The sequence below is a fragment of the Bacillus jepli genome (assembly GCF_047238305.1).
Classification (GTDB): Bacteria; Bacillota; Bacilli; order Bacillales; family Bacillaceae_L; genus Ferdinandcohnia.
This window is the reverse complement of record NZ_JBDFMO010000001.1, coordinates 3,469,836-3,492,271: the sequence shown is the minus strand read 5'-3', so window position 1 is coordinate 3,492,271 and position 22,436 is coordinate 3,469,836. Positions and strand designations below refer to the sequence as shown.

At 38.0% G+C, this 22,436-nt stretch carries 20 protein-coding genes; 4 read left to right on the top strand and 16 right to left on the bottom strand.

What is annotated here, in order from left to right:
• Nucleotides 1–68 precede the first annotated feature (68 nt).
• The 10 genes from ABC371_RS17885 to ABC371_RS17840 form a co-directional block, all read right to left on the bottom strand.
• Complete coding sequence (locus ABC371_RS17885; RefSeq protein ID WP_412898034.1) at nt 69–899, bottom strand: TPM domain-containing protein; 831 nt, start codon at nt 897–899, stop codon at nt 69–71.
• Nucleotides 893–1,972 carry a TFIIB-type zinc ribbon-containing protein gene (locus ABC371_RS17880; RefSeq protein WP_412898033.1) on the bottom strand — a complete coding sequence of 360 codons (1,080 nt, stop codon included), beginning with the start codon at nt 1,970–1,972 and terminating at the stop codon, nt 893–895. Before ABC371_RS17880 ends, ABC371_RS17885 begins: the two co-directional genes overlap by 7 nt.
• 35 nt (nt 1,973–2,007) lie before the next feature.
• A complete protein-coding gene (locus ABC371_RS17875; RefSeq protein WP_412898032.1) occupies nt 2,008–3,297 on the bottom strand; it encodes an SPFH domain-containing protein in 1,290 nt (429 codons plus the stop codon).
• Between the two features lie 217 nt (nt 3,298–3,514).
• Nucleotides 3,515–4,680 (bottom strand): IS3 family transposase gene (locus tag ABC371_RS17870; RefSeq protein ID WP_412896705.1). Its coding sequence is split into 2 segments (ribosomal slippage): nt 3,515–4,398 and nt 4,398–4,680, totalling 1,167 coding nucleotides; the frame shifts between segments, so codons are not numbered across the junction.
• Nucleotides 4,681–4,784: 104 nt separating this feature from the next.
• Nucleotides 4,785–5,600: an alpha/beta hydrolase gene (locus ABC371_RS17865; RefSeq protein WP_412898031.1), complete on the bottom strand. Its 816-nt coding sequence runs from the start codon at nt 5,598–5,600 to the stop codon at nt 4,785–4,787.
• Between the two features lie 96 nt (nt 5,601–5,696).
• Entirely contained in the window at nt 5,697–6,149 is a 453-nt protein-coding gene (locus ABC371_RS17860) for a CBS domain-containing protein (RefSeq protein WP_412898030.1), read from the bottom strand.
• A gap of 91 nt (nt 6,150–6,240) precedes the next feature.
• The gene (locus tag ABC371_RS17855) at nt 6,241–7,452 is read right to left on the bottom strand and encodes an ABC transporter permease (RefSeq protein WP_412898029.1); all 1,212 of its coding nucleotides are present in this window, start codon (nt 7,450–7,452) and stop codon (nt 6,241–6,243) included.
• Nucleotides 7,449–8,129, bottom strand: coding sequence for an ABC transporter ATP-binding protein (locus ABC371_RS17850; protein WP_412898028.1), 681 nt, complete (start codon nt 8,127–8,129; stop codon nt 7,449–7,451). The genes ABC371_RS17855 and ABC371_RS17850 overlap by 4 nt, the downstream gene beginning before the upstream one ends.
• On the bottom strand, nt 8,113–9,375 hold the full coding sequence (locus ABC371_RS17845; RefSeq protein WP_412898027.1) for a biotin/lipoyl-binding protein: 1,263 nt from the start codon (nt 9,373–9,375) through the stop codon (nt 8,113–8,115). Before ABC371_RS17845 ends, ABC371_RS17850 begins: the two co-directional genes overlap by 17 nt.
• 218 nt (nt 9,376–9,593) lie before the next feature.
• Complete coding sequence (locus ABC371_RS17840) at nt 9,594–12,089, bottom strand: DEAD/DEAH box helicase (protein ID WP_412898026.1); 2,496 nt, start codon at nt 12,087–12,089, stop codon at nt 9,594–9,596.
• 147 nt (nt 12,090–12,236) lie between these two features.
• On the opposite strand from ABC371_RS17840, the gene ABC371_RS17835 reads away from it, so the two are divergent.
• Complete coding sequence (locus ABC371_RS17835) at nt 12,237–13,388, top strand: glycosyl hydrolase family 18 protein (RefSeq protein ID WP_412898025.1); 1,152 nt, start codon at nt 12,237–12,239, stop codon at nt 13,386–13,388.
• A 55-nt stretch (nt 13,389–13,443) separates the two neighbouring features.
• A complete protein-coding gene (locus ABC371_RS17830) occupies nt 13,444–13,578 on the top strand; it encodes a hypothetical protein (RefSeq protein ID WP_412898024.1) in 135 nt (44 codons plus the stop codon).
• 33 nt (nt 13,579–13,611) lie between these two features.
• On the opposite strand, the gene ABC371_RS17825 is transcribed toward ABC371_RS17830, so the two are convergent.
• Nucleotides 13,612–14,529: an SDR family oxidoreductase gene (locus ABC371_RS17825; RefSeq protein ID WP_412898023.1), complete on the bottom strand. Its 918-nt coding sequence runs from the start codon at nt 14,527–14,529 to the stop codon at nt 13,612–13,614.
• Between the two features lie 129 nt (nt 14,530–14,658).
• Between ABC371_RS17825 and ABC371_RS17820 the strand changes: the two genes are divergently transcribed.
• Together ABC371_RS17820 and ABC371_RS17815 are read left to right on the top strand one after the other, a co-directional pair.
• Entirely contained in the window at nt 14,659–14,823 is a 165-nt protein-coding gene (locus ABC371_RS17820; RefSeq protein ID WP_412898022.1) for a hypothetical protein, read from the top strand.
• A gap of 44 nt (nt 14,824–14,867) precedes the next feature.
• The gene (locus tag ABC371_RS17815) at nt 14,868–15,011 is read left to right on the top strand and encodes a hypothetical protein (protein ID WP_412898021.1); all 144 of its coding nucleotides are present in this window, start codon (nt 14,868–14,870) and stop codon (nt 15,009–15,011) included.
• Between the two features lie 36 nt (nt 15,012–15,047).
• On the opposite strand, the gene glgA is transcribed toward ABC371_RS17815, so the two are convergent.
• The 5 genes from glgA to ABC371_RS17790 all read right to left on the bottom strand — a co-directional run bounded on the left by glgA (nt 15,048) and on the right by ABC371_RS17790 (nt 22,161).
• Nucleotides 15,048–16,484 carry a glycogen synthase GlgA gene (glgA, locus tag ABC371_RS17810; protein ID WP_412898020.1) on the bottom strand — a complete coding sequence of 479 codons (1,437 nt, stop codon included), beginning with the start codon at nt 16,482–16,484 and terminating at the stop codon, nt 15,048–15,050.
• A 12-nt stretch (nt 16,485–16,496) separates the two neighbouring features.
• The gene (gene glgD / locus ABC371_RS17805; protein WP_412898019.1) at nt 16,497–17,603 is read right to left on the bottom strand and encodes a glucose-1-phosphate adenylyltransferase subunit GlgD; all 1,107 of its coding nucleotides are present in this window, start codon (nt 17,601–17,603) and stop codon (nt 16,497–16,499) included.
• A 24-nt stretch (nt 17,604–17,627) separates the two neighbouring features.
• Complete coding sequence (locus ABC371_RS17800; RefSeq protein WP_412898018.1) at nt 17,628–18,785, bottom strand: glucose-1-phosphate adenylyltransferase; 1,158 nt, start codon at nt 18,783–18,785, stop codon at nt 17,628–17,630.
• Complete coding sequence (glgB, locus tag ABC371_RS17795) at nt 18,782–20,725, bottom strand: 1,4-alpha-glucan branching protein GlgB (RefSeq protein WP_412898017.1); 1,944 nt, start codon at nt 20,723–20,725, stop codon at nt 18,782–18,784. Before glgB ends, ABC371_RS17800 begins: the two co-directional genes overlap by 4 nt.
• 422 nt (nt 20,726–21,147) lie before the next feature.
• Complete coding sequence (locus ABC371_RS17790) at nt 21,148–22,161, bottom strand: glycoside hydrolase family 15 protein (protein ID WP_412898016.1); 1,014 nt, start codon at nt 22,159–22,161, stop codon at nt 21,148–21,150.
• Nucleotides 22,162–22,436 lie beyond the last annotated feature (275 nt).

Sequence of the window (22,436 nt, the reverse complement as noted above, 5' to 3'; positions counted from 1 at the left end):
TAAAATAACAACGGTATTTCATCCCTTATCACATAAAAAAGCATGAGGACATCATCTCCTCATGCTTCCTAGAATCCTCTTCCCCCACCGCCAGATCTGCCGCCTCCGCCGCCGGAAAAAGAGCCTCCCCCATTATTTGTGTTACGCTGAATTTTTTGCTGTGTAATGCTCGTGTTGTAATGTCGGTCCATTTTATTTGTTACAGTAAAAGAATTAGACTCTAAATAAGTACTGGCAGTTGTTGTGGAGCGACCTCTGTTGTACATAGCCATTACTCCAACCGAAATCACACCAACCCCGATCGCGATCGCAAAATAGATTAAGAGTTCTTTAACTAATTCTCCTTGTGATGTACCTGAAGAAGATGAATAAGAAGGCTCTGTTTGTGCGTACCCTCCATCTCCAGTGGAGGTTGAACCTTCTGGAATTCCAGCATTCATCGTTGCTTCTAAATCGGACAAGAAGGCTTTCGCACTTTCGCCAAATGCATCCTCTGTTAGATATGGATAGACGTGGTCAAGAATTTCCTCAACGGTATAGTCCGGAAAGTAATCAACAATTCGGTCTCTCGTAAAGATATACACTTCACGGTTATCCATATCAATTAAGTATAAAATTCCGTCCTCCGTCTCACCGTAACCGAATCCGTGACTGTCATAAAAATCACTTGCATATTGTCTTGCTGATTTTCCTTCACTGTCATTGGTGGTGACAATCCGGATATCCATCCGAAATTGTTCGGTTAAACTACTAGCTTGTTCCTGTAATTCTACGATCTCTGTTTCTGAAAATAAATTTGCTTGGTCAAAAACATACTCAGTGTTAGCGAATGCAGCAGTCGCAAAGGTTAACATGATCAGAAGGAAAAATGGTAGAATGATAACTTTTTTCTTTACCATAAAAATAACCCTCCTACTGACAAGACTGCAAAAACACTTGCTGAGATCATCCCAAACCACTTACTCGCTCTTCCGATACTAATAGGCAAGTTCCCAGCAATTTTTCCAGTTTGACCATTCATCGCAAAGACATAGGTCTTTCCTTTAAATTGATACGTAAACATCCAAACTGGTAATAATACGTATCTAGCTTTAACGCCTGAAAGCGTTACATTTGTATTATGAACGGAAACCGAGCTGTACCCATGAATGGTCCCCTGGAGTAGCGTTCCTAGATTTTCACGGAGGAGACTAGAAATCCTACCGTAAACGTCATTTTGATTCATATCATACTTTTCTGCAAAGAAGCCAGACAAATAGGACATCGAAAAATCGGTTAAATCTTTATAATCATAGGGTTCAAGGATGGTCATCAGTTCATCATCCATTTTCTTCGACCCGTCAGCAGGTACATCGTGGAATTTTGCTTTTCCTTCCCGCATGACCTTATAATACTTTGTTTCGGTATACCTTGTATCCCCTCTAGTGTAGGTTCTGACTCTTCTAGCTTCACCTTCAACTTTTCCAGAAGTGTTACTATCAAACAACCAAAATGGAACATAGATCCCTGATAATTTTTCTAGCTGTGAATTTGAAGTGAAAAACTTAGGGAGTAGTGGTTTCCCTTTACACCATTTTACAAATAATTCTTCCGCTTTTTTACGATCAATTTTAAAAGGAATGACCTTTTCAGGACGGAATTCTCCTTCTAACTGCCTAGGGATAATCGTTGGATTATGGCAATAATAACAAAAAGTTGCAGCAGTGGTGTCATCAGTTACGATTTCTGCTCCACAACTGCTACACGTATAGCCTGTTGCTTTCTCTTTGAATTCTTGATCTAATTCCTTAGCTTGGTGTAAAGCATCATCACTTGATTCCGCTTCTTCATCAGCCTTTTCGTTCTCAACAAAATTTTTGACATCTTCTTCTGTGAATTCGCTTAAGCAATAATCACAGGTCCAGTTTTGGGTGTCCGCCTTAAATGCTAATGGTCCTCCACAGTTTATACATTTATATACTACAACCCCCAACCACTATCACCTCTTCTTCTATTGTATATGGTTGATTAATTCTCAAAACGCGTTCCACATTCTGGGCAGAATTTTGCGTTCTGATTAGACGGTTTGAACCCACAATTTTGACATGTTCGTTCTTCAGGCTTTTTACTGCCACAGTTTGAACAGAACTTCCCGCTATTTTCTTGTCCGCATTGGCATTTCCATGTGTCTTTTTTAGCTTCCTGTTTTGGTGAACCACATTCTGAACAGAAGTTGCCCGTATTTGTATGTCCACATGAGCATTTCCATTGATTTGAATTTACCGTCGTTTGTTGATTTTGCTGTTGCTGTGCTTGTTGCTGCATTTGCTGACGATTGGTTTCAGAAGCAGCACCCATAAAACCGCTACTACCTTGCATTCCCATACCCATGCCTAAAAATCCTTGCATAGAACCACCTTCATTGGATCCAGCGGCTTCCAATCCTCTTGCAATCGCACCTTGAACATACCCTTCACGAACGGATGCGTCCTGAAGCATAGCCCCTTGGTTTCTCATGTTGATGAGCTTTTGTGATTCCTGATCATACGTAATACTGTTGATGCCGACAGATTCGATCTGCATTCCGCGCATTCGGGTCCAATCTTCATCAAGGACTTCTGCCATGTATTTCGCAAGCTCCATCCCTTTTGAAGTAACATGTGAGATTCGAATGCCATCTGCGGACATTTTATTGATAGCAGTTTGTAAGGCATTCATATATTCAGATAAGTATTGACTATTAATGTCATTGATATCGACGTTCAATTTATTTCGTGGAATGGCTTCCATGTAAAATTTAATAGGGTCAACAATTTTAATTGAATAGGTTCCATGGGCACGCAAAAATAATTCTGCATTATAAAAATTATCAAAGTAATTGATAGGGTTACGCGTACCAAATTTGATTCCCTTGATTTCCTGAAGATTGATAAAATATACCTTTTGTGATGTAGATGGCACACCGCCAAATTTAAAACGATTGAAGGTTTCGTGTAATGCTTCTTCAAATTGTCCATTGAATAAGGACGGTTGTGAAGAGTTTACAACTTGGTAATAGCCTTCTTCTGCTGTATAATCAATAATTTTTCCACTATCAACTAAAATCATAAATTGATTTGGGTACACGTGAATGATCGAACCATTGGTAATTGTTGAATCTGTCCCTTTAAAATTTTGATTTCGACGATCTTTTGCGCGAACTTTTACACCAACCGACATAACGGTTGTATCACTCATTTCCTGAGGTTCAATTACCTCAAGCCACTGATCCGCTAAGTTTCCTGTTACTGCACCAACTGCTGCTTTAATAATTCCCATTGATAACCCCTCCTGCGAAAAGCTAAAATCTTGTAACGATATATACTCATGATATCAGTTTATAGTTCTACTGTAATGTGCCAGTTACTAATGTAATACGATTTTAATAGGCAAATGGTTTCAATTTTTTGGTTCTTTGTGACAGTGGGAAAAGTTTACAAAGAAAAACTGGGTGGGAATGAACTGACCTAGTGATTTGAGACAACAGAAAAAACACCTAAGCTACCTGTTTCCTATATTCAATTGGGGACAGGTAGTTTAATTTTGCCTGAAGTCGGATTTGATTGTAATAATAGATGAAATTCTCTACTTTTTCCACTACAATAGGATTTGTAAGGTACTCTCGTGGCTGAGAGTAGAATTCTTCCGACTTTAATGTGGAATGGAAGGATTCAATGACGGCGTTATCCAAGCAGTTGCCTTTCCGAGACATGCTTGTGATAATGCCTTTTTCTTTGGCTAAATTCTGGAATGCATAGGACGTATACTGTGCCCCTTGATCACTATGTAGTATTACTCCTTCTACGTTCTGATTCTTAACAGCGTCTCTTAAAGTGTCTAGTACAAGGGTTACATCTTGGTTCAAACTAATTCGGTAAGCAATTATCTCATTGTTGTAAAGGTCCATGATGCTCGAAAGGTACATCATTGATTGTCCAAATGGAAGATATGTTATATCTGTCACCCATTTTTCATTCGGCTTAGATGCTTTAAAATCACGCTCCAAACGATTAGGAACAACTATGTTGCTTTCACCTGCAAACTTTACTTTTCTCTTTGGTTTTACTCTACATTGGAGATTATATTTCTGCATTATTCTTTGTACAGTATTTCGGTTAACTTTTACATTATAATCTTTTTTAAGCCAAGCTTTAACAGTTCGATATCCAACTCGAAACTTATGATTATTACAAATTTCTATGATTTGAAGATCTAATTCTCTGATTTTACGGGCTCCTTGTTTTTTCCAGCGGTAATAGGTGGCACGTGGAACCCCTATATAATCACAAATGGTAGAAATGGTATATTTACTTTTTAATTCCTCCACAAGTTCTAAAACAACCTCTGGTACCAACTCCTTTCGATCTCCTTGTACTTTTTTAAAATTTCGAGGTGAATCTGCAAATGCTGGTTTTCTCTTCTTAGCTGCTCCATTTCGGTTAATTCCTCTGGGCCTTTCCCAAAGCTATACTGTTTGCCGATTGGTTGTGAAAAGCGATACATTTCCCCTTTTCTGTACCACATCATCCATATCCTTATCTGAGAGTCATTTACAATACCCAATTCCTCCATAATTTCACGATTCGAATATTGTCCTGACATTTTCATTTCAATTGCTTTCATTTTTGTCTCATATGAGTAAAAATTCTTAGTTCTCCCCATAAGAAAAACACCTCCTACATGTCATATTTATAAATACGACTTGAGGGGTGTTTTTTCCTTTGTCTCATTTAATTAGGTCTCTCCAGGAACTCCCAGCCAGTTTTTTATATTCCTTTTATCCATCTTCCCGCCATCTCAATCCAATTCTCTATCTCTGGTTGGATATGGTCAGTTCGTCCATTTGATTGTGTTTCGATTGTCCCCAGAGATAATCCGTGGACACCTTCCGGATAAATATGCATTTCGATCGGGACTTTGTGTTTCAATAAGCTTTGTGCAAATAACATACTATTTTCCACTGGGACAGCAGCGTCTGAAACCGTATGCCATAAAAAAGTCGGTGGAGTTTCGTTTGATACTTGGTTTTCCAAGGATAAAAAGTCTCGACTATATTGATCTTCGAATTTAGCTCCTAATAATGCTTTGAAGCTACCTTCATGTGCATGAGGGCCTGAAGAAATAACAGGATAGCTTAAAATTAATCCATTTGGTTTAATTTGCTCTTTTGAATACGTGAGTTGTTCCGTTAGAAAATCTCTATTCCAGAAAACGCCTAAACTTGCTGTTAAATGCCCACCAGCCGAGAATCCCATGACAATGATTTTATCGGAATCTACGTTCCAGTTTTCAGCCTGATCGCGAATTAAGCCAATCGCCCTTGCCAATTGACCCAAGGATGTTGGAAAAACGGCTGGTTCTACACTATACCTAAGAATGCTTGCGTGAAACCCTTTACCGAGCATTTGTATAGCAACCGGTTCCGCTTCACGGTCAGATGTATGGACATAGCCACCACCGGGGCAGATGACAATCATGGGCCTTTTACGGTCTGGGTCAATACTTGGTGAATTATCTAGGATATACGTGTATAACTCCGCTTTTTCGCCGTTATGTAGTATTTCATACGTTTCATGAATCATTCTTCTCTCACCTCTTATGAATGTTCTACCTATAAAAGTTCGACATTTTTTGTTAACTTCCTTTAGGTAAAATAAAAAAGAAGAGGTCGCCTTTATTTACAACAAACTTTTGAATGATTCTCTAATGACGTCTCCACGGCTAATAATTCCAACTAACTTTCCATCTCTTTCAACAGGCAGTTTTTTGATATGTTTTTTCCCAAGTATAGCTGCAATATCTTCCACTTTTTCGTTATATGGTATCTTTAAAACGGATTTTTTGGCAACCTCCATCACGTTTAACTCAAGTATTTTCTGTACACGTTCATCATATTCTTCTTGCTCTTTAAAGATGGTGACATAGCTATAAATGTTAATTGTGATATCCTTATGCTTTCCTATAAAACGCATGATGTCACCGTCACTTATGTACCCGATTATATGATTATGATCGTCAATGACAGGAAGTCCACTGATTCCATGTTGAATAAATTTCTCGATGACGGCTTTAACTTTGTCCGTATTCTTTACGGTGATTACATCCCGTTTCATAATATGTTGTGCCTGCAAATGAATCCTCCTCTTGGTACTATTATCCAATCTTAGTTTACCAGATATATTCATTTTTATTTAAAAATAAAAAAAGGCTGGAAATCCAGCCTTATTCATAGCGTAATGCATCGATTGGACTAAGTTTGGAAGCTTTGTTTGCAGGTAAGATACCAAAGATGATACCAATAAATGCGGAAAAGCCAACACCAATTATTACAATAAGTGGACTAACGCTCGCAGAAATGGGTGAATAAATCGAAACGAGAATGGTTCCTAGTGCTGCAAGTCCAATTCCGAGAAGACCTCCTAACGAGGTTAAGGTCATCGATTCAATTAAAAATTGAAGTAAAATACGTCCCCGTGTTGCACCAAGTGCTTTTCGCAAACCAATTTCCCTTGTTCGTTCAGTAACAGAAACGAGCATAATGTTCATCACGCCGATTCCACCTACTAATAAGGAAATCCCTGCAATACTTCCGATTACCAAGGTCATAATGGTTAGGACTGTATCCACTTCTTGTTCATATTCTGAGAAATCGTTTACTGTGTACATCCCGTCTTCGAGCTTTTTGGCTCTTGTTAATGCATCGGCGGCAAAGCGTCCGATTTCAGATATTCGTTCTGGATCATCTGCAATAATAGCTAAGCGCTCGATTTCTCGATTTCCAAACATCATTGAAATAACTCCTCTTGGCATAAGCATTTCGCCTGATTCATTGTAACGATATTGTTCAGGGATCGGCGATTCATAGACACCAACCAACTTATATGGGTTCCCATTAAGATCGACAATTTCACCGATAACATCTTCTTTGTCTTTAAAGAATTTTTCCCTTGCAACTGTATCAATCATTACGACACGATTTCTTCCATCGTTGTCGCGAGCATTGATTGGTCGACCTTCTACAATTTGAATATCACGAGCTGTAAAGAATTCAGGTCCAACTCCAGTAATTTCCATTTCACCCTGTTTATCATTATAGGTTAACGGACCCCAGCCTTGGTTTGTAGCAATAACTGCTTTTACACCAGGAACTTGGGAAAGAGTATTAACATCTTCAGAAGTCAATTCAGGTTCGACCCAGAACATTTCTGATTCTTCTTCTCCCTCTTTAGGCATCGGCTGATACCAAATATCTACCGCATTTTTTTCTAGGCTAAATAGTTCCTCTGTCATTTTCGTTTTGGCACCTTGTCCAATTGCCACAATAATAATAACAGCCGCTACACCTATGATAATCCCGAGCATCGTTAAAACAGACCGAACCTTATGATTCCATATCGAGGATAATGCTACTTTGAAGCTTTCTACTAGGCTCATACAATTCTCCTCTGGTCATCCGTTATCAGCCCGTCCTTTAAGGTGATAACCCTATTTGCATATGCTGCCACTTCTTCTTCGTGCGTGACGATGATGACGGTTCTACCTTCTTTGTTTAGTTGAACCATTAGTTCCATGATTTGTTCACTTGTTTTAGAGTCAAGAGCACCAGTTGGTTCATCTGCTAACACAATTGAAGGATTATTTACAAGAGCTCTTGCAATCGCCACCCTTTGTTTTTGACCACCTGAAAGCTGGTTTGGTAAATGTTTTATCCGGTCCCCAAGCCCAACCTTGTCTAACATTTGTTTAGCTCTTTCGGTTCGTTCCCGCTTAGGTACTCCTGCATAAATAAGTGGAGATTCGACATTTTTCAGCGCATTATGCCTTGGCAACAAAAAGAATTGTTGAAAAACGAAACCGACATGCTCGTTTCGTAATTTTGCAAGCTTGTTATCTTTGACCAGACCAATTTTCTCCTCATTTAATTCGAACGTACCTGAAGTTGGGGAGTCTAGAAATCCAATAATATTCATTAAAGTGGATTTTCCTGAACCTGATGGTCCCATAATGGCAATGAATTCCCCATCTTCAATTGTTAAATCAATTCCGTGTAAAACCGGCACTTCAAGTGCACCATTTCCATATATTTTTGTAATCTTACTCAACTTCATCAAAGGAGGTCACTTCCATTCCGTCGTACATTCCTTCGTATGGTGTTAAAACAACAAGTTCATCCTTTGCAACACCTTCTGTCACTTGGATAAATTCATCATTCATCGTACCAGTTTGAACTTCTCGTCTTTGTAAGAGTCCGTCGGCTAACACATATACAACGGCTACTCCACCTTCGTCTAAAATAGCGGTATGTGGGATAACAGGAAGAATTTCCGTTCCAGGAATTCGTACCTCAAGTGAAACATGAAATCCTTGACGTAGTTCAGATGTGTCGTCTGTTATTCCTACCTTGAAAGGGTACATCGTGACATTTCCACCACCACCCATTCCATAAAACTCACCTTCTCCGCCACCGCCATTATCATTTGGAAAATGGGAAACGGATTCGACAACACCTTTCCATTCGCGATCCTTATAAACCTTTGGACGAACAATAACTTCTTGTTCTTGTTGGATTTTAACTGCATCAAACTCACTCATTGTCCCAATAACTTTATAAGGTTTATTAGAAATGATATGTATAACAGGCTCATTAGCACCCGCTTCGGTAGCGGCCACATTTTTATTGACTTTAACAATGATGCCGTCAATTTTACTGACAGCGGTCATTTCTTTTTTCTGATTAGTAATTTCTGTAATTCGTTCATTCGCTGCTGTAATTTCGGATTTCGTATTTTCATATTGTAGCTCCATTTGTACCTTTTCACTTGTAAGCTGGTTCACATCTTCAACTGGAACTTCTACTGCTTGTTCTGGTTCTGCGCCTTCTCCAGTTTCAGTTTTTGGTTTGTTTTTTTGAGCGGCAAGAGCTTTTTTCGCTTCTTCAATGCGTTTATTTAATGCCGCAATTTGGTTTTGTTCCGTTTTTGCCCTCGTTTGGATTAAGTCTCTCTCTCTTGTTGCACGAGCTAGCTCTGTATCTAGCTTTGAAGAATCATAAACAAATAGCGGGTCTCCAGCTTTTACAGTTTGGTTCTCCTCTACTTTATATTCGCTGATTTCTCCATGCTCTGGATTTAAGAAAACCTTCTGCTCGCCTTCAGGTACGATTTCACCCGTTACTAAAATCGTTTCGATAAGTTCTTGTTCCTTTGCTTTTTGTACGGTTACATTCACTTCTTCCATTTGATTTCCTACCGATGCAACGCTCCGTTCTTTCAGTAAGAAGGCAGCTGCTCCACCCGCGATTGCCAAGACACCCACAATCGACAAGATCCAAATTAAAACCTTCTTTTTCTTCACCATATTTCCCCCTATTGTTTTCATTTCCTTGGGTAAATTATGAATCTCTCTATCTACTAAATTCTTGTTTTTCAAAGCTGAATGTGATGAAAAAATATCAAATTTATCCCTAAACATTAAGACGGCAAGGATTGCCAAAAAGTTTCATTTTTTTACAAATATGATAAAAAGATTAAAAAAAGACCAACTAGATTATAGTAGTTGATCTTTCATGTGGAAAATTAGCGATAATGTCCTCTTCTTGGTCGGTCAAAATAGCATTCATTACATATAGCAAACGAAAATCCAATTGGAAGGTTTTTACCGCAACGCTTACATACTCTTTTAGTTGTCTGGATTCCCGATTTTAAGTTTTCATGAATTTTATTACTAATTTCTTCCCTAACTCTTTCCCAGTATTGAGCTTCAGTGTGCTTTCCTAATTTATAAAGGAATAACAAATGAAGACCCACCGCTTTATAAGAAAGTTCAAGTTCCTCAAGTCCAGATTCCTTTATAATTGGATCTGGTAAGGGTGCTCCCTCTACAATCGCCTCGAGAGTTTTCTTCCACTGTGCTCTTAATGAAGGTTCATTTGAGGAAAATGGCAAATGTAAAAAACCGTATAGATCCGGTAATGACAGCTTTGCCTCAATAATTGTATCTTCAACCAATTCATACAGCATTCGTTCCTCGTAAAGGCTTGCCTTTTTTGTACCCTCTGGACTTTTAAATTGATCCCAAAGGTAGAAGAACATTCTCATTTTTCGCGAGTATTTTTGGAAACGTTCCAGAACCGCATTCGTTGGTGCAATTGCAAAGCCTCGAAGTGGTTCATCCGCTTGCTCCAATAGACGTGTCATTGTCTTGATATCACTTGTAAACGCCACTTTCCCAATATCGTAAATTCCTCGTCTCCCTGCACGTCCTGCAATTTGCTTCACTTCTTGAGAGGTTAACAATCTTCTTCTTGTTCCGTCAAATTTATCATTTTCTAAAAAAACAATCCGTCGAATCGGTAAGTTTAATCCCATTCCGATTGCATCAGTAGCTACTATCACAGTTGTTTCACCGTTATTGAATCGTTCAATCTGCTTTTTCCTCGTTTCTGGAGGCATACTACCGTAGATCATACTTACCCGACGGCCACTTCTTTGCAACTCAGAAGCCGTTTCAAGCACTCTTCTTCTCGAAAAACAAACAAGTGCATCACCTTTTGTTGTTTGATTCAATCGAAATAACTGGGGCTCCACTTCTAATGGCACATCCCGATGGTATTCGTGCACCTCTACATTTGAGTTTCCAAGCAACTGAAGGATCATCCACTTTGCGTGAAAGCTACAAATAATATGAACCTCTTCTGCATTGGCATTTGTAATAGCTTTATACCACGAGAAGCCACGGTCTTTATCGGAAATCATTTGTGCCTCATCAATTACAACAATTTCGTAAAAGTCTTTTTCTCTTAGCATTTCAACCGTTGCTGAAAGATGATTTGCTTCCTCTACAACCTTTTCTTCTTCACCTGTTTTTAAATTACAAGGTACACCTTCATTGTTCAATTTCTCAAAAACTTCGAGTGCTAATAATCGTAATGGAGCTAAATAGATCCCGCTATTTGCTTCTTTCATTCTTTGAATGGCTTGAAAGGTCTTACCAGTGTTTGTTTCTCCAACATGTAGAACATATCGGATATTTCGTCCAGGAGATAAATGATAGGCCTGTCCGAAAATATTTTCAATCATCCTTTGCTCTTCTTCCTTCTGGCGTCTAAGTTCCTCTTTTTCCTTTTCAACTCGTTCTTTTCGCTCAGTAATATTCCGTTCAAATATTTCTTTATGAGTGTCCAAATCAAAAGGAATATCAATCAACTTCACAAGGTCAGACACATATTCCTCTAATATATCCTCAAATAAATCATCACGAACATCTAGAAAGTATTCATATGCCACTTCCTGCAAAAATGCATCAGATAATGGTTCTTGAAAGCTAATTTCACACTCTTCGAACAAGTGTTCTGGCAAGTGGGATTTTAACCAATTAGGACCGAAATCCATGAGTTGATGTAAAATGAGATCTTCGTATTGCTCGATCAAGTTTTCTTGGTAGAAATAACGGTTATGAGCAAGTTCCGTTTCTTTATATAAATAAGAAGCAAAGGTTATATCTTCTGAGGACAATACCATTCCTTTTTGATCAATTTCAATGGATAAATGACTACCAAGTAAATATCGAATTCTTAGGTATAGTTCCTCGTAGTTTTCACTTAGGATCTCGTTAAGATAAAAATTGAGCTTAAGAATGAATTTTCTCTTTTTTTCTCTTTCTTGTTGTTTCTTTATCCGAGCTTCATAGCCGGCTCTTGCAGATTGATATGTTTTGTTCCATTCTTTGTCTTGTTTTGCATATTTATCATCAAGCCATGAGAAAAAGTCAAAAGGCTCGATATCGCGAATCTCTGTTCGAAATAATTTATTTAGCAGTTTTTTAGCAACACCTTCTATATCAAAGCCGCGATCCTCTAAATAAGCTTTTTTTTCTGAAAGAGGTGCTTGCACCGCAGTATTCAGCCAAGCATTTAGCCAGAGTTGTTCGATAAAAGACCCGCGTTCACGTACATATTGTTCATAAGTAGGGATCGTCTCTTTTTGTTCTAAATAATGCTGGATATCATCGAGTATCATTTGTTTTGCGCGTTCGACTGCTTGATTATAGTACTGCTTAAGTTGAATGCTCATTAATTTGCTCCTTGCCAACATGACGTATTGTTTCTAGTTTATATAGGACTGTCAAAAAATATTATGTATATAGGATGATATTACCACATCCACAAGCATAAACAGTTTGATACAATTTTAAGGATAAAGCAACAGGAGGATAACATCTTGAAAAAACGATATATCATCCTACCTATTTTATTGGTTGTGGTATTTATTGGTGGGAATTTAATAGGTACAAAGCTATCAAACCAGGGTCAACATGAAAATAATATAATAAAGGAAGCACCTTATTCTTCCAAGACACCAACACCAAAAGCAATACCGAAATTAGATAAAACGCAGTCAAAGGTTTTAATGGGGTATGTCCAGGATTTTCGTGATCCGAATCAAATTGATTATTCGAAATTAACGCATATCATCTTTTCCTTTGTTCATCCAACTAAGGATGGTCAAATCCTTTTTACAGGCGATCACGCAGTAGACAATCTTAGAAGTATGGTAACAAATGCACATAAGCATCATACAAAGGCAATGCTTGCTGTTGGTGGTTGGTTCCATATGAATGGCGGCGAATCGTATGATTACTTTTCAGCTGCACTCTCAAATCCTGATTCCCAAACAAAGCTCGTCAATGAGTTAATTGGAGTAGTTGAACGAGATAATCTGGATGGTATTGATATTGATTTTGAGCACCCACGTACTGATGCGGATGCGAAGAATCTTCATCAGTTTATTAAAATTCTAGGTGATAAGCTTCATGCCAATAACAAGGAATTATCAATTGCTGTACACTCAAAAATTCATGGACAAACTTTAACAGAGCTTGGTTATGTAAAATATGAGCCGGCGATGTTTCAATATGTAGACCATGTCAACATTATGGCTTATGATGGCCAATGGGATGGCGGCTATCATGCCGAGAATCTATCCCCCTATCCATTTACAGAGAGTATTGTGGACTATTGGTCAACGTTGTTTAATTCCCACAAACTCCCTAAGAACAAACTTGTTTTAGGTGTTCCGTTTTATGGGCAACCTGCTGATTCAACTATTAAACCAGTTTCTTATGAAGCAATTATTGAAAATAATCCTGAAAATGCAAGTAAAGATACCGTCAATATGAATGGTACAACCTATTATTATAATGGCCAAACAATGATGACAAGAAAAACAGAGCTTGCCTTAAATCACGGGTTTGGCGGTATGATGATTTGGGAGCTTGGCTTAGATGCAAAAGGATCAAACAGTCTAACCAATTCACTATATGAGTCTATAGCAGCAACAAGCATAAAGAATTATTATTCGTTGAAGAAGTAAATAGATGTCATGTTATTTTGATTTTCAACCATCCTAAAAGATGGAGGTGAAAAACATGGCCAATCGTAATCCAGTTGAATTTACCGGTAAAGTGTTAGATAAACGGAATACCTTAACAGGTCCTGATGATGAACACAAAGTTGGACACCCAAAACGTCCGCAAAATGTTCCGATAAATAAACAAAAATAATGTCAAAAAGTGATTCGCTGAGAATCACTTTTTTTAGGATGAAGTAATTTGCCCACCGTTCACATGAATCGTTTGACCGGTAACAAAGCGGGAATCATCAGAAGCCAGATATACATAGGCTGGAGCTAGCTCAAAAGGCTGTCCTTGTCTATCCATTGGATTTCCTGCCAGCGTGACTTGGTCTGGAGAGAAACTTGATGGAATGAGTGGTGTCCAAACCCGGCCTGGTGCAACAGCGTTAACTCGTATCCCTTTTTTCACAAGATTGTTAGCAAGTGCTCGAGTAAATCCAACAATTGCTGCTTTCGTCATCGAATAATCAATCAGTTGGTCATTTCCGTAGTAGGCCACAACAGAAGCTGTATTAACGATCGAGCTTCCTGCTTTTAAATGCTTTAATGCAGCTCTGATGGTATAAAAATGGGAATAGACATTGACTTTAAACGTCTCATCAAACTGCTCATCCGAAATATCAAGCAGACTGAGTTGTTGGAATTGAATGCCAACATGGTTCACTAGAATATCAAGCTTACCAAAGGATTGGACTGTTTTTTCAACAATATCTACACATGTTTGCTTTTCTCGTAAGTCCCCAGGTAAAAGCAAACAACGCCGACCAACCTCCTCAATCCTTGCTTTTGTTCGATTTGCATCCTCGTGCTCATCTAAATACGAAATCGCCACATCTGCTCCCTCTTTTGCAAAAGCAATTGCACAAGCAGCACCAATTCCGCTATCTCCACCAGTGATTAATACCACTTTCCCTTTTAGCTTTCCGCTTCCTTTATACTGTGGATTTTCAATAATAGGCTGTGGTACCATTAGGCCTTCAACACCAGGCTGGCGATATTGTCGCTGCTCAGGTACTGTCAAGGCAACATCCTTGTACTCTGTAATTTTTCCATAATTCGGATGCATGGGGTAATTTTGATTCATTCTATAGCTAGACATAGGTAACCTCCTGAAAAATCAATTTGCTTTAGTCTATGAAGGTAGCGCGGAACAGTGATAAAAAGAGACGGGCTCAACTTTTAGAGAACCTGAATAGACTAACAACGAACCACCAAGGAGGTTAAACTGATGCGCTATTATTACAATCCGGAAGTGAAATTCTTACTCATGAATGAATCCAAAGAACGTGTTCAAGTACATTATTTAAACCAGAGCTATGAACTTCCTCAAATTGGAGTCAGGCCGCCCTATTACTATAACCCTCGTTATGAGCATCACTATCCGTTAATTTAAAAATTCCATAATTGGGGATATTAAAACTTTAAGGAGGGATCCCCATGATGGAAAACAACGATGGTTACCAGCATAACTTAATGAATGACAATCCCATACGTGAACGAATGAGAAAAAGGAATGCAACAGATTTTAGTAGTTCATCCTTAAGAAGAATTGCACTTGCTCAATTGAGTCGAAAACGCTAAAAAACGTTAGGGTCACAAAGCCCTAACGTTTTTAACTTATACGATTGCAAATTGTAGTTCTTCATACAATTTTATATATTCCGTTGATGATGCTTTCCAACTATAATCAAGCTCTAATGCTTTTTCTGATAACTCTTTCCATTTCTTTGGCTGAAAACGATATAACCAGATTGCACGTTCGATTGTAAATAACATGTCATGTGCATTGTAATTGGTGAAGCTAAAGCCATTACCATGACCGGTAAATTCATTGTATGGTTGGACCGTATCCTTTAGTCCGCCTGTCTCTCTTACAAGTGGCAGTGTACCGTAGCGAAAGGCAAGTAATTGACCGATTCCACACGGTTCAAATTGTGATGGCATTAAAAACAAATCGGAACCTGCATAAACTTTTCTGGAAAGTGCCTCATCAAAAAAGATATTCGCTGAAACTTTTGTTGGATATCGGTATGCTAATTCACGAAAGGCATCCTCATAATGGCTTTCCCCTGTCCCAAGTAGAATAAACTGTACATTTTGGCTTATGATTTCTTCAAATACATGCATAACAAGATCAATACCCTTTTGTTCAACAAGACGAGTAATCATGGAGATGACAGGGACTTCTTCCTTTACGGGAAGTCCAAGATGCTCCTGTAATGCTCGTTTATTTTCCATTTTTCCATCATACGAATTATAAAAGTGAAACAATGCTTTGTCAGAAGTGGGATTATAATTTTCAACATCGATCCCATTTACAATCCCTTGCAAGTCACCATTTCGTTTTCGTAAAAATCCATCCAGCTGCTCCCCGTAATAAGCTGTTTGAATTTCATTTGCATAGGTTGGACTTACGGTTGTAATTGCGTCAGCAAAAGCTAACCCAGCCTTCATATAACTGACATTCCCAAAAAACTCGACACCATCGATATGAAAATAGCGTTCACTTACATCTAGTAGTTCACCTAAAACGGATTTCGGAAAAACTCCTTGATAGCGCAAATTATGAATGGTAAATACCGTTTTAATCCCCTGATAATCAGGATGGGTTGAATAATGCGCGTGTAACAAGAGTGGAATTGGTCCTGCTTGCCAATCATGACAATGAATGATATCTGGCTTTCTATCTAGATAGGGGATTGCTTCCAACACCGCTCTAGAGAAAAAGGCAAACCGCTCTCCATCATCATAAAAACCATAGCTTCCATACCGTTTAAAATAATACTCATTATCTAAAAAATAATAGCTAATGCCGTTATGAACTAATTTTTCAATGCCACAATACTGTTTCCGCCATCCTAATGGCACCTCAATAATTCTCTCTAATACAAGCTGATCCTTGTATTTATCGGCTAAATCACCATATTTCGGAAGGATTACATTTACATGAATTCCTTCCTGTTGTAGAGCATTTGGTAAAGCCCCTATTACATCCCCTAGTCCGCCTGTTTTAATAAATGGAGCGCACTCTGATGCTGCGAATAATATGTTCATGACCTTCCCCCATTAAATAATCTCCGCTTTTTTTATGACAGTTGGAGCAAGTTCTCCAATAATTACTTTTTCAGATGTGACATTTACTTGTTTATCTGTTATCACATTTTCAAGATAGGTACCTTCGTCAATGACGCTTTTTTGCATGATAATGGAATTTTTGACAGTAGCCCCTTTACGAATTTTTACCCCTCGGAAAATAATACTATTTTCAACCGTTCCTTCAATATCACTACCGTTTGCAATCAACGAATTACTGACATTTGAGGTTGTAGCATATTTAACGGGAGGTTCATGTTTTGTTTTCGTGTAGATCTCCCAATTGTCAAAGAAAAATTCCTTTGTTACCTGTGGATTTAAGAATTCCATATTCGTTTTATAATAGCTTGAAATTGAATGAATAAATGGCATATAACCTTTAAAATGATAGCTGTTTACTTTAAGATGTTGTAAATTCGCTTTAACCACATCTCGAATAAAATCGTATTCCCCATTTTCATAGCACTTCGTAATAAGTTCAATTAACATTTTCTTTGAAAAAACAAAGGTTTCCGTACAAACAGGATCTCCCTGTTTTGGAGTTGTATAAAGTTCTAGGTTTTTCACTTTGTCATCAGCATCCAGAATGCATTTATGATAGATGGGTTTATCGACAGGCTCTCCATCATAATCCTTATAAACGACTGTAATCTCTGCACCACTTTCTCGATGACTTTTGATGACATCATTAAAATTAATTTTATAAACATGATGACCTGGAGATAAAATCACAGTGTCCTCATGGGATCGCTTGAAAAATTCAAGGTGATCATAAAATTGCTGGACATCACCAACTATGCTTTTATCCGGGTGGATTGGAGGTAGAATAAACAATCCTCCATTTCTTCGGTCGAGGTCCCACTCTTTTCCATTTCCGAGATGATCCATAATGGAACGATATTTATCCTTTGTGAATACGCCAACCTTTTTGACTTGGGCATTAATAAAATTTGACATTGTAAAATCAATTAGTCGATATCTTCCACCGAATGGTACAGCTGCCAAACAACGATGCTGGGTTAATTCTTTTAAATACTGTTTATCATTTACTAAGTTTATAACACCAATTACTCGTTCCAATCCCAATCGCTCCTCATGTGATATTTATTTACTTACGGTTAAGGGTCGTACCGTGCTTTCATCTCCAATTAACGTAATGGTCGCATTTGGGGCATCTGAACCAATATATGCTCCATCAGGAATGCATAAGTCACTAGCGATAATGGCTTTGTGAATGGTCACATTTTTGCCGATTTGAACATTCGGCATGATGACCGAGTCGCGAATAATCGAATTCTCTCCAACCTGTACGTTGTATGAGAGAACGGAGTGGTCAACCGCTCCTTGCACAATGCAACCTTCGTTGATTAATGACTGAGATATTTCCGCGGTTGGTGATATATATTGTGGTGGATGAGTCGCAATCCCAGTAAAAAATGGCCAACTTGGATCATGTAAATCAAAGCCAGGAGCATCATCATCTAATAAGTCCATATGTGCTTCCCATAGGCTCTCAATGGTTCCTACATCCTTCCAATAGCTATCAAACTTATAGGCGTATAACTGATTATTTTCGGCTAGTAATTTAGGAATAATGTCTTTCCCAAAATCATTGGAAGAATGATTATTTCCTTCATCTTCGATTAAATATTGTTTTAGTAACTTCCATTTGAACAAGTAAATCCCCATTGAGGCGAGATTGCTTTTAGGATTGGCAGGTTTTTCGTCAAATTCAACAATTTTCTTTTCATCATTTGTATTCATGATTCCAAAGCGACTTGCTTCGGCCCACGGAACTTCAATGACTGCAATTGTGGCAGCAGCATCTTTTTCAAGGTGGAAGCGAAGCATCTTACTATAATCCATTTTGTATATATGGTCACCAGATAATATAAGCACGTATTCTGGATCATATTGCTCGATATAATGAATATTTTGGTAGACTGCATTTGCTGTTCCTTTATACCAATCCCCACCATTCTTTCCAAGATAAGGCGGAAGGACTGTTACTCCCCCATTGTTCCGGTCTAAATCCCAAGGACGCCCATTGCTTACATAATTATTGAGCACATGTGGGCGATATTGAGTAATGACACCAACAGTATCAATACCAGAATGAGTACAATTACTTAAAGGAAAATCAATAATTCGGTATTTTCCACCAAATGGAACAGCGGGTTTGGCAAGGGTTGTTGTTAATTCTCCTAATCTTGACCCTTGACCGCCTGCTAAAACAACTGCAATCCATTTCTTTGACCTCATTTTTTGACGACACCTCTTTTTCTCTTTTTTGTCTCTTTTCTAAAGATACTTATTGCTAATGGTGGAACTTTTATAGTCATGCTGTATGGCTGATTATGTGCTGGCGTCTTTTCGACTGTTATAGCAGCAGTGTTTATCTGACCAGAACCTCCAAATTCAACTGAATCACTATTAAACATTTCTATATAACTCCCAGTTGATGGGACGCCAATACGATAATTTTCATAGACTTCTGAAGAAAAGTTGCAAACGATGATCGAGTAATCACCCTTGCGCTTTCCATGCCTTATGAATGTAATGACAGATTGATCATGGTTATCAGGGTCAATCCATTCGAAGCCCTCTTGTTCATGATCAAGTCTCCATAGACTTAAATTCATGCGATAAAAATGTTGGAGCTCTTTAAAATAGGATTGAAGCTTAGCGTGAGAATCATAGTCTAGAAGCATCCAGTCTAGTTCTTCAAGCTCTTTCCATTCGGAAAATTGGCCAAATTCTCCACCCATGAAAAGAAGTTTTTTTCCAGGATGGGTCATTAAGTATCCGTATAATAATCGCAAATTCGCAAACTTTTGCCAGTAGTCGCCTGGCATTTTATCTAAAAGGGACTTCTTACCGTGAACAACATCATCATGTGAAAATGGTAAAATAAAGTTTTCTGAAAACGCATAGAAGAAGGAAAAAGTTAATAAATTATGGTGATAACGTCTATCGGAAGGGTGTAGTTGCATGTATTTAAGGACATCGTTTACCCATCCCATATTCCATTTATAATTAAAGCCTAATCCACCTACTGAGGTGGGAGCAGTCACAAGAGGATAATCTGTCGCCTCTTCTGCAATCATCAATACTCCCGGATATCTTTTAAAAATAGCTTCATTTGCTTTTTTAATAAAATCGATTGCTTCAAGATTTTCTTCCCCGCCAAATTGATTAAATAGCTTTTCTTGTTGCGGATTGTCGTGATTGAGGTAAATTAATGAAGAAACGGCGTCAATTCGAAAGCCATCAATATGGTACACATCCATCCAAAAAGCAAGATTAGAAAGTAAGAAACTATGAATCTCTGGTTTTGTAAAATCAAAGCTGTACGTTCCCCATAATGGTCTGTCGGCACGCTTTGTTTCGGTATGCTCATAAAGAGGGGTTCCATCAAATCTTCCAAGGCCGTGGCTATCGCGGCAGAAATGAACGGGAACCCAATCAAGTATGACACCTATGCCTTTTTGATGGCATTGGTCCACAAAATACATGAAGTCTAATGGACTACCATGTCTGCTAGTTACAGAAAAGAAACCCGTTATTTGGTAGCCCCATGATAGGTCAAATGGATGTTCCATGATCGGCATTAATTCAATATGAGTAAATCCATGGTCCAGAACATAGTCAATGACTTCATCCGCTAGTTCACGGTATGTATAAAAAGTGCCATCTTCTTTCTTTTTCCAAGAACCAGTATGCAATTCGTAAATTACCATTGGGGTATTGTAAGAATCTGCTTTCTCACGATTTTTTAGCCATTTCTTATCATTCCAATTATATTGGTTGAGTCTGGTTATAATGGATGCAGTGTTCGGTCTTACTTCAGAATAGAATGCGTATGGATCAGCTTTTAATAACTTTTCATTGTTTGCCGTAGTGATTTCGTATTTGTAAAGGTCACCCTCTTTTAAACGTGGAATAAATCCTACCCATACACCAGAGTTTGGAATCAGTTCGAGGGGATTAGCATTGCCATTCCAGTTATTAAAATCCCCAACAACAGCCACGGACTTAGCATGTGGTGCCCATACAGAAAAACGCACACCGTCTATCCCTTTATGGGACATCACATGTGCTCCAAGCATGTTATAACCTTCTATTAGTGTCCCTTCGTGAAATAAATACAGGTCGAACTCACTTGGAAAAAGTTCAGCTTCATTTTCTAGCGTAGAATTCACTACCATATCCTCCTTTTGATATATGTTAATAGAAAGAAAGTAATACCGAAAATTTATGACATTTGTTATAAATTTAAATAAAAAATGATAAGACCTTCGTTTGGTAATAACTTTCTCTCTTTATTAATTTAATTCGTGGTGAGGGAGAATTATTCCTTTGGCGAATAATGTTTTGTTTTGTCAAATAAGGTAGAATAGTTAAAAAATTATTATTTTAGGTAGAATATTTTTTACACAAAATATGAAAACGTTTACAATAAATTGTTAATTTATGTGAGATTTTTACTTTTTTATGAAGAAATTTGATATTGTGAAATAATGTAAAAAAATCTGTGTTTTCGAGGATTTTGTTATCTTAGAATAATTTTTAGGCTTTGTGTGGCACGTAAAACGCTCCAAAAAAAAAGCCGCATAAGCAGCTTTTAAGATATCTTTTGTTGTGCGAGATCCTCCATTTTCGTGAGGAAAATATAGGACATCGCAACTGACCATGCCAATGGAGTGTTACCATTTGGTTTATTGGTTCCACCCACATAAAGCTCAGGAACCTCCCAATTATCTGGCACAATCCGTTTTGTTTTTTCTATATATTCACTTGCTTTGTGGAATTGTCCTAGTTCGAGGTAGCAAAGGCCAAGCCATGGGAAACCGAAGCACCATTCAGCCTCACTTCCTTCATTATAATACTGATCATTTTCATAGCGAATCACGCCGTACGAACGCTCCAATCTCGAGGAAACGGTTTCAACAATCTTAAGCGCATGATCACGGTCAACGACTCGGTACGGGAATACAAGGGATAGCAATGCTAAATCAGTTTCTTTTGTTTCGCTTTCACGGGGTAAAAGATTTCTGAGGGCAATTTCTCCCTTTTTAATTAAGTCTTCTTTAACATTAACAAGGATTTTTACAGCATTAAGTCCTGCTACACAGGCACCAATACTTGAAGCATGAACTTCCATATTCTCTTCCCACATGCCATTGTCCTTTGCTTGCCAATATTGAAGGCATTCTAAATAATCAACGAGCTTTTGGACGATTTCAATATCCTTTTTATCACGAATTACTTTTTGACCTAAGCGGTAGCCTTCACCAACGCCCCATAAAAATGCACCGATTGCATCATTTTGGGCATGCCCCCATTCGACTGGCATCTCCTTAAGGTCGGTAGAATACCGTGAATGGATGTATTCGAACAAGTAGATTGGTTTCTTTTTCCGATGGATATCAATTTTCCACTCATACGTCCTAAACATATCAAATAAAGCATGATAGGCATTTACATATCTATCAGACGGTTCATTGATAAATGGAAGAACAGTATATACGATATCTCGAATCCACACATAGCTATAATCATTTGATAAACTTGCTGTATAAGCACCATTTGATAAACGCATACGGTCAAGAACCTGAATTGCTTTATTGGTATACATTTCGTATCACCCCATTAGCTTATTTACTTCACATTCATTCTTGACAGAAATCATATCTATAAAACACATTATAGTCAATTGAGGTCAAATAATAAATTAATAATTTTTATTAATTTATATTCTATAATATGTAAGCACAGCGAAAATGATAACAATTGTCTCCTTTTTGTGTGAAATGCCTACATTTTCGTGCATGTCACCGCTCGATTTTTCTTGTTTCACAAAAAAAGTTTCACAGAAATGAAAAAGACCAAATCCCATATTAGTGGTTTTGG

What these genes read in the sequence shown, in the direction of transcription:
- ABC371_RS17800 (WP_412898018.1), bottom strand. Translation starts at nt 18,785, where the DNA reads ATGAGGTCAAAGAAATGGATTGCAGTTGTTTTAGCAGGCGGTCAAGGG.
- ABC371_RS17790 (WP_412898016.1), bottom strand. Translation starts at nt 22,161, where the DNA reads ATGTATACCAATAAAGCAATTCAGGTTCTTGACCGTATGCGTTTATCA.
- glgA (WP_412898020.1), bottom strand. Translation starts at nt 16,484, where the DNA reads ATGAACATATTATTCGCAGCATCAGAGTGCGCTCCATTTATTAAAACA.
- ABC371_RS17825 (WP_412898023.1), bottom strand. Translation starts at nt 14,529, where the DNA reads ATGTCTAGCTATAGAATGAATCAAAATTACCCCATGCATCCGAATTAT.
- ABC371_RS17830 (WP_412898024.1), top strand. Translation starts at nt 13,444, where the DNA reads ATGGCCAATCGTAATCCAGTTGAATTTACCGGTAAAGTGTTAGATAAA.
- ABC371_RS17865 (WP_412898031.1), bottom strand. Translation starts at nt 5,600, where the DNA reads ATGATTCATGAAACGTATGAAATACTACATAACGGCGAAAAAGCGGAG.
- ABC371_RS17885 (WP_412898034.1), bottom strand. Translation starts at nt 899, where the DNA reads ATGGTAAAGAAAAAAGTTATCATTCTACCATTTTTCCTTCTGATCATG.
- ABC371_RS17815 (WP_412898021.1), top strand. Translation starts at nt 14,868, where the DNA reads ATGATGGAAAACAACGATGGTTACCAGCATAACTTAATGAATGACAAT.
- ABC371_RS17875 (WP_412898032.1), bottom strand. Translation starts at nt 3,297, where the DNA reads ATGGGAATTATTAAAGCAGCAGTTGGTGCAGTAACAGGAAACTTAGCG.
- ABC371_RS17840 (WP_412898026.1), bottom strand. Translation starts at nt 12,089, where the DNA reads ATGAGCATTCAACTTAAGCAGTACTATAATCAAGCAGTCGAACGCGCA.
- ABC371_RS17845 (WP_412898027.1), bottom strand. Translation starts at nt 9,375, where the DNA reads ATGGTGAAGAAAAAGAAGGTTTTAATTTGGATCTTGTCGATTGTGGGT.
- ABC371_RS17855 (WP_412898029.1), bottom strand. Translation starts at nt 7,452, where the DNA reads ATGAGCCTAGTAGAAAGCTTCAAAGTAGCATTATCCTCGATATGGAAT.
- ABC371_RS17820 (WP_412898022.1), top strand. Translation starts at nt 14,659, where the DNA reads ATGCGCTATTATTACAATCCGGAAGTGAAATTCTTACTCATGAATGAA.